This window comes from Subtercola sp. RTI3, assembly GCF_035018625.1.
In the GTDB taxonomy this organism is placed as follows: domain Bacteria; phylum Actinomycetota; class Actinomycetes; order Actinomycetales; family Microbacteriaceae; genus Subtercola; species Subtercola vilae.
The window spans coordinates 1-7759 of record NZ_JASJXO010000085.1; the positions used below are offsets into that span (position 1 = coordinate 1).

A 7759-nucleotide genomic window follows, 5' to 3' on the forward strand; every position below is an offset into this window, starting at 1 on the left:
CCGCACCACGCACCACCCTCGCACCACAGCTGAAGGGCCCCGACGAAAACCGTCGGGGCCCTTTCGCTGTGCATCCACGGGCCCCGGCGGATCGGCTATGATTACTGAGGCAACAACCTAGGAGCTGTCGCATAGTTCGGCCTAGTGCACCACCCTGCTAAGGTGGAGAGGGGTTTATACTCCTCCGTGGGTTCAAATCCCACCGGCTCCGCAAGAAAAAATCCTCGTCAGACCGTCGTTTCACGAACGGCGCTCGCGTTGCGCAAGCGAGTGGTCTGACTCGCCCACGCGCATGCGCGTCGCGGTTGACGTGAGGGCCCTCCGGGTCGTAAGCGGTCGTCTGAGCAACTCCACTTTCGCCCGGGGGCCCTCACACCATTTCACCGACTGCAGCGAGGCGTCACACGGCCTCATCCACTGTCGCTGAGCGGCACACCGAGGTGCGCTACTTCGGGGTGTCGCCTGATCGTGGTCGATCAGTGCCGCCAGCACTGTGTCGGCGTCGGCGAACCATCAGCAGGGTCACGCCTGCGCCGATGAGCACGACCATGAGTGAGACCCAGCCGGTGACTTCGAGGCCGGTGTTGGCCAGTGCGCCTGAGTTCGGCCCGGATGCCGTCGTCGTTGCCGCCGATGTGGGGGCCGCCGACGCGGGAGGGGCTGAGCTCGACGGGGTGGCTGTCGAAGTCGGCTGCGAACCTACCGCGACGGGAACGATCGACGAGACCGAACCGTCGGCCGCCAGCAGCACGGCGCGCTGTTGCGGGTTTGCGAAGTCGAACAGGCCGGTGAGCTTACCGGCGCGGTCGTCGAACGAGGAGTCGCCGATGCGCCCGGTCGACCAGTTGTCTTCGATGAATTTCGTGACACTGGTCTGCTCGGTGGCCGTGCTGTCGATGGCATTCTGCTTGGAGTAGGGCGAGATGACAACGAGCGGCAGGCGCTGGCTCGGGCCGCAGCGGTCTTGGTAGCCGCCGGCAACGGGGGCAGTCGAAGTCGTGCAGGTCGCTTTGTCGGTGCTCGAGTCGGTTGAACCGTTCAGGATGGTCGGTGCAACGTGGTCGTACCACCCGTCAGAGTCGTCGTAGGTGACGACGATCGCCGTGCTTGACCACTCGGGCGAGCTCTGGATGGCGTTGATCTGGTTGACGAGGAACTTCTGTTCGTCGATCGGGTCGGAGTAGGAAGCGTGCCCGTCCTGTGCCTCGGGGGCCTTCAGAAACGACACGGCCGGGAGGTTGTTCTGGCTGAGCGCAGTGCTGAAGTTCGAGAGGTCGTAGTTGTGGTTGGCCTGGTCAGTGTGCCCGATCATCGCGTCTGACGTAGGAGCGAGGTGATGCGGGTTCGAGGTCGAGGCGTAGTACTCGAACGGAGAGTGGTGCGGTGAGTAGTCGCGTACAGCTGTACCGCCGACGTTGGTCGTCGTCGCTGAGCAGGTCGCATAGGTGCCGCTGGTTCCGCTCCACGCGGTGGTGGGGGCGAAGCCGCCTTGAAACCATCCCCAGGTCACGTTCTTGGTGTTCAGAAGGTCGCCGATGTTCGTGCCCTGCATCGCCACGGTGGCAGAGGTCGAAGTGTGGTTGTTGTCTGAGCAGTCGTCGTACGCCGGGTCGGGATCGCCGATGACGGTACCCACGCCGTTCGCGTCTGGGGAGATGACCGCGGTACTGCTGGTCAGAGTCGCACCGGTGACCGAATTCTTGGCCACAGCGCCGTGCGTCTGGCCCGAGACCAGGTTGAGGGCGCCTGGGGTTGAGGGGCCGAACGTGGTGTCCCAGTAGTTGTCGCTCATCGAGTAGTTCTGGGCGTAGTTCCACAGGGCGGTTGTCGTGTTGCCGTCGTAGTAGTCCATCGCGAGCCCGGGGCTGGTGGTCTGGCCCGTGCAGGTGTCGGTCGACGTCTTCTGCACGAACATGTTCATCGCACCGTTGTTCTCGGCCGCTTGCTCAGCGCTGTAACCGTGGTTCTGGTCGCAGGTGATGGCCTGGGCCGGGCTGAGCCGGCTCGGGTCATACAGATTGGGATTGCCGGTCAGCGTGTTCGACGACACCAGGTTGTTCGGCGTGGGGGTGCCGGCCGCAGCTGTGAAGCTGGTTCCATCGGTGTTCGCCGCCTTCGGATAGGTGCCGAAGTAGTGATCGAACGAGATGTTCTCGTCGAAGATCACCACAACGTGTTTGATCGGCGTGGTGGTGTCTGACGACGCATCGCCCGTGTTGGCGACAGCGGGAGAGGCCAGCAGGGCCGCTCCCAGCATGCCGGCTAACGCGAGCGTGGGTACTGCAACCCTGACCGCCCGGTTCTGTGTGAGACGAAACATGGGTGGGACCTCTTTCGTTTGATTTGCGCGGAACGTGAGAAGCGAAATGAACAAAGCAGGGTCAGGCCAACAGTGCGCGACCGAAATAGTCGGTCGCGCCGGTGACGCCGGGTAGCGCGAAGAAGTATCCGCCGCCGAAGGGGGAGATGTAGTCGACCAGCGGTTCGTCGGCCAGCCGCTTCTGCACGGCCACGAATTGACGGTCGAGGTCTTGGTTGAAGCACGAGAAGATCAACCCCATGTTGAGGTTGCCGTTCGAATCGAGCCCCGAGTTGTAGTTGTACGGCCTTCGCAGCATCTGCTGGTTCGCGGCAGCGGCGGTGCGGGGGTTCGCCAGCCGGATGTGCGCATCCAGCTGGATGACGTCGCCGGTGGGATCGAGATCGTACGCCGGCACATCGAACTCAGCAGTACCCGTGAGGGGCGCGCCTGTCGCGCGACGCCGGCCGATCATGTTCTCTTGCTCGTGCAACGACACTCTGTCCCAGAACTCGACGAGCATGCGGATCAGGCGCACCACGTGGTAGCTGCCACCCGTCACCCAGGCTGGCTCGTCGCCGACACCGCCCTGGGTCCACACCAGGCCTGCCATGCTCGGTGTGTCGCCCACGGGTGGGTTCGCCGTGCCGTCTTTGAACCCCAGCAGGTTTCGCGGTGTGCCGGTCGGGCGGGAGGGTGAGGTGAATCCGTCGCTTCGCCACCGCACTTGCATGCTGCCGCGGGTCTCTTTCATGAGATCGCGCAACGCATGAATGAGAGTGTCTTCGTTGTCGGCGCAGAGATGCAGCAGCAGGTCGCCGTCACAGACAGCGCGATCGAGCGCGTCATTGGCGAAGTCGTCCATCACACGGAGGCGGGCCGGTTTGAGACCCGCGAGGCCGAAACGGTCGTCGAAGAGCGATGATCCGACAGAGAGAGTGATCGTCAGGTTCTCGGCGGGAACATCCGGCCCCAACACGCCCGAGTCCGTCGGCGGTGCGGTGAGCCCGGGGTCGACGGGGGTGCCACCCGCGGTGAGAAAACGGGTGCGGTCTGTGAGTACCGTGAAGAGGGACTGCAACTCCGAGCGCGTCGTCGCGGTGACATCGAAGGCGACGAAGCTCGCGTGCTTCTGGGGCGGGGTCAGGATGCCCTGCTGATGTTCCCCCTCGAAGGGGTACGTGGGGGCATCCTGATTCGGCGAAGAACCGGTGTCGGCGAGGGCGGTCGATGTTCCGAGCCCCGCGCCCACCGTCAACGGAACGGCCAGGCCTGCCCCGACAAGGCCGTGCAGAAAGCCTCTACGGCCCACGTGCGCCGAACCGTCAGTGTGTTTCATGATTCCCTTCGGATGTCGCAGATGGCAGCGACGGGGGCGAGGAGTTCGACGGCATTGCCGATGGCGGAGTTGATGCGTTCCCGCTCGGTCTGCGAGAGAGCGCTGAGAGGCGTCCAGGTGCCGTCAGCATGCCGATAAGAAGTGACAAGGGTTTCGGCGGCGCTGAGTGCCGCATCGGTGTCGGCCAGGGCGGCTGGCGGGTACCGTGTGGCAAGCAACGGCCGAAGCGGAGCCAGTGCGGCGTTCGTTCCCGTGAGATTGGCGGAGACGGTGGCCAGTTCGGTGCCGCTGTGCGCGTCGGTGCGCCCTGACAGCTCGAACTGCAGAGCGTTCTCGAGAATCTCATGCGCCCGCAGCCCGACATCGAGTGGGTCGATGCGTGCCGACGCGAACGCTGTTTGCAGATCGCTGACGTAGGCGACGAGCTGGCCGGCGGGCCCTGTGATGTCGGTGGCGGCTGCAGTGGAGTAGAGCAGTGCTTCGATGCGGTGAAACCCCGTGAGGCCAGGGTCGGTAAGAGCCGTCGAGCCCGACGCCGGCATTCCATTGATGGCGCTATCGAGGTCGCCGAACGCGCCGTACGCGGCACCGAGCTGCTCGTACGCCAGATGCGCGGTGAGCCAGTCGCTCCGGGCTGCGGTCAGGTTTCGGGCGACGATGTCTGACTGCAGAAGCTGCGTGTCGACGAGCAGCGCAGGCAGTTGGGCGGTTATCCAGGCGCCGTACTGCTTGGCGATCGGAATCATGTCGTTACGGGTCACCGGCACGATGCCGGGGGTGGCATTGGCGAAGAGCGTTCGCCCTTCGGGGTCTGGGCCCAGCGAGAAGACCGGGCCGAGCACCGGATCTGCGTCGGCCGGGAGGCAGACGAACTGGTATTCGCCGGCATTCAACACGAGGTTGACGTCGACGCTGGCGGTTGTGCCGAGACCTTCCACATCTAGATACGTCGCTCGTGAAACCGGATCCTGAAGGTACGTTTCTACGCCCGCGACGGTGGTGTTCTGCAGGGTGAACGACTGCTGGCCGGCATCATGCCCGCTCCAGCCGCTGCCGCAGGTATCGGTCGACACCGAAACAGTCGGGCCTGCCGCAGCGACCCCTTTGGTCGGGCCAGGCGCAGCGACGAAAGCCACGACGACGATGGCGCCGACGATCAGCACCAGGACGGCGGCCGAGATCAGTCGGAGCGAACGCCGCCGTGCGAGCGAACTCGCCACGGCGGCATCGCCCGACTCCCCTTGATCTGTCTGCCCTGCCACCAAAACACGCCCCGAACTGGCTCTGCGAAGTGAGCCCGCGATGCCGGGTACTCCGCACCGATGCTAGAGCGCAGCCAGTTCGACAAGTAGTTAGTGCCTCTTAACTTCATTGCCCGTTCATATGGGCGTCGACAGGGCGTCAGATGTGAGCGGCGAGTCTCTGAGAACTCACAGATTCCCGGAGTTGGTTGCAGCTCGGCGGCGGCGGTTCAGAATGACCACGAGCGCACCGAGCAGCGCCAGCAACAGCCCCGCCAGAGTGGCTACACCTGACAGTTCGAGACCGGTGTTCGCGAGGGCAGTCGTGCCGTCTGCGCCGCCGATCGGAATCGTCGCTGCTGAGTCGGTGGCGCTCGGGCGTGGTGTTGTCGCACCAGGCGCGCCTTCGATGCCGAAGTCGAAGGCGACCGGCTCGGATTCACGCGTTCCCAGTGCCTGCACAACCGATGCTTCGTAGGCCCCGGCTGCCAGCGCCTGTGGCAGAACGATCGACCACTTTCCGGCCGTGTCGACGACCGTGCTGCCGCCGATACTCCCCGACATGCGTACCTCGGCACCAGGGTGACCTGCGCCTGAGAATGTCGTCAGCCGGGTGGTTGCCGGAAGCGAGCCCTGCGGGGCGTCGGTGACGGTGAGGCCCGTGAGGTCGGCGCGAGCCGTCAGCCACTGGGTCTGATCAATGACGTGATCGACGATGCGAGTCTCGCCGATGCAGCCGTTCCAGCCGGCCCCGGGGTTGTTGTTGTCCATTCCCGCGCCCATCAGCCACGGGGCATCCGGCACGAAGCTCTGGCCGACGGTGTCGGTCGCATTTCGGAGCACGGGCGCACCATTCACGTACATGGTGGTGGTTCGAGCAGTGGGATCGTTGACGATAGCGACGTGCATCCAGGTGTCGAGTTGAATCTCGCCTGACCAGTTGACCCTGTCGCCGAGGCCGGGCTCGTTGGGGATAACGCTCCACTGAAACTCTTTGAGGTTCGACAGGCCGAGCACGACGGGCCCGCCATTGCCCCAGCGGTCGTAGGGCACGCCGGGCATTTCATTGCGGTTGCCCGCGCGGATCAGCGCCATCATCCATTGGTTGGTGCTCGAGGTCCATGACGCGTCGATCTTCAGGAATGACTCGATCGTGTACCCGTTGTCGAATGACGCGTTGTTGACCGGGGCGCCGCTCGCCGACGTGAGGTAGCTGTACCGGGAGTTGTTCCGATCGGCATTTGCGAAACACACGCTCGAATCGTCTGACGAGAGGTAGGCGTGGTCTGAACCAATGGTGACATCGCCCACCTCGGCGTTCGTCGCTCCGGATGCGGCAATGCTCGCGCGGGTGAGGTCATTGCCGGCCGCGACATCGGTAACGGTTTGGCCCTCTTTCACTACGCCTGAGGTGCCCGTGAAACGCCAGTGCGCGAGCGTGCCTGCAACGTCGACGTAGTCGTTGGTGTTGCCCGGCGCTTGTGTCGAAACCGGATCGGGCCCGACGAAACCGGCCAGCACGATGTCACGTGCCTTCTGCGACAGCGACGGGTGAGTGGGCGCGCCAACGGTGAAAGCTGGATTGAAGGTGGAGAAGCGTGCCGCGAAATCCATCGGCACCGTGAACTGCTGGTTCACGCCTTCGAGCAACGGCTGGTCGTAGCTCGTGAGTGTGTCTTGCGGCTTCCAGATGACCCAGGGAGATGCCGTCTGAACGGTGATGGCTTTGTTGCTCAGGTCGAATTCGAAGAGGCCGAGGTAGCCATCGCCGCCTTCATAGGCCATTTGGTAGTCGATGACGATCTGAGTCACGGAGTGGCCGAAATCGTTCGTCTTCGTGAGATGGGATTCTCCGTGGAAGTGCCCGTTGACGGTCAGAAAGATCTGGTCATTGGTCTTGATCAGCTTGTCCCACAGCTCGAGACCGTACTGGGTCTCCTTCGGCGAGATGGCGTCAGAATCGATGTCGATGACCTGGTGGGTGGTCAGGATGACCGGCACGGTGGGGTTCGCTTTGATCACCGAATCGGCCCATGCGATCGTCGCGTCTGACACACGCCAGCTCAAGGCAAGCACCATGTACTTCTGGCCCTCTGCCTCGAAGACGTGGTATTGGCTCATACCAGTCGGGTCGGCACCTTTGTAGGTGGAGACGTTCTTTGCGCGGCCAGGCCCGAACCACTTCAGAAAGGGCTCTTGGCTCAGGTCGTACGACGTGTCGTCGAGATCATCGTTCGAATCGCGTACGTCATGGTTGCCCGGCGCCGTGGAATACGGCAGAGCGGCATCGTCGAGAGTTTTGACTGCGTCGTCAGCAGCAACCCACTCATTCTCTTTCCACGATTGGTCGACAATGTCGCCGAGACCCGCCACGAACGGAATGTTGAGGGCATCGCGGTTGTGAGCGAGCCATTCCGTCTGGGCCTGGAAGGGGTCTTTTCCGTATCGGGGTTGAAACTGGTCTGCGGAGTACCGAGAGTAGAACTGGGTGTCGGGCAGTACGGCGAGGGTGAATCGCGAACCGAGGTCGGCTGTTGGTGCGGCCTCTGCCGCGGGAGCGGCCGCCAGTAGTGACAGGCTGACCGTTGCTACGGCGAGTGCAGCACTCGCGCGAATGAATCGCTTTCGAAAAAGCGGATGAAGGGCTGTGGAGGGCACGGTTTTCCTTGCGGGTTGTGTCGACTATCAGGTAACTCTCAATCAAGAGCAGTAGAACCTTGACAGCCCAACAAAACCGCAGGGTTTCACTCGAGTGAACAGGGCGCGACGTCGATGTCAGGCATTCGATCCGATGCGATCACATGAATCACGCTGAGAGTACTCACAGGGTGACGCAGGCCGAACAAATGAAGAGGTGGGGCCTGTCTCTTATACACATCT

Annotated in this window: 4 protein-coding genes and 1 tRNA gene; 1 reads left to right on the forward strand and 4 read right to left on the reverse strand. The window is 63.3% G+C overall.

Annotated features, from left to right (window positions below; translation table 11 throughout):
• The first annotated feature begins 120 nt into the window (after positions 1-120).
• Positions 121-211: transfer RNA gene (locus tag QN358_RS18210), tRNA-Ser, on the forward strand.
• A gap of 234 nt (positions 212-445) precedes the next feature.
• Here the strand turns inward: QN358_RS18210 and QN358_RS18215 are convergent.
• The 4 genes from QN358_RS18215 to QN358_RS18230 all read right to left on the reverse strand — a co-directional run bounded on the left by QN358_RS18215 (position 446) and on the right by QN358_RS18230 (position 7537).
• Positions 446-2320, reverse strand: coding sequence for a phospholipase C (locus QN358_RS18215; protein ID WP_136642099.1), 1875 nt, complete (start codon positions 2318-2320; stop codon positions 446-448).
• Between the two features lie 61 nt (positions 2321-2381).
• On the reverse strand, positions 2382-3638 hold the full coding sequence (gene efeB / locus QN358_RS18220) for an iron uptake transporter deferrochelatase/peroxidase subunit (protein WP_323513196.1): 1257 nt from the start codon (positions 3636-3638) through the stop codon (positions 2382-2384).
• Entirely contained in the window at positions 3635-4900 is a 1266-nt protein-coding gene (locus tag QN358_RS18225; protein WP_323513197.1) for an EfeM/EfeO family lipoprotein, read from the reverse strand. Before QN358_RS18225 ends, efeB begins: the two co-directional genes overlap by 4 nt.
• A gap of 168 nt (positions 4901-5068) precedes the next feature.
• Positions 5069-7537, reverse strand: a complete 2469-nt coding sequence (locus tag QN358_RS18230; RefSeq protein ID WP_323513198.1) for a LamG-like jellyroll fold domain-containing protein — start codon at positions 7535-7537, stop codon at positions 5069-5071.
• Positions 7538-7759: the final 222 nt, after the last annotated feature.

Excerpts from the sequence above, each read along its gene's own strand:
- QN358_RS18215 (WP_136642099.1), bottom strand. The coding sequence starts at position 2,320 with ATGTTTCGTCTCACACAGAACCGGGCGGTCAGGGTTGCAGTACCCACG.
- efeB (WP_323513196.1), bottom strand. The coding sequence starts at position 3,638 with ATGAAACACACTGACGGTTCGGCGCACGTGGGCCGTAGAGGCTTTCTG.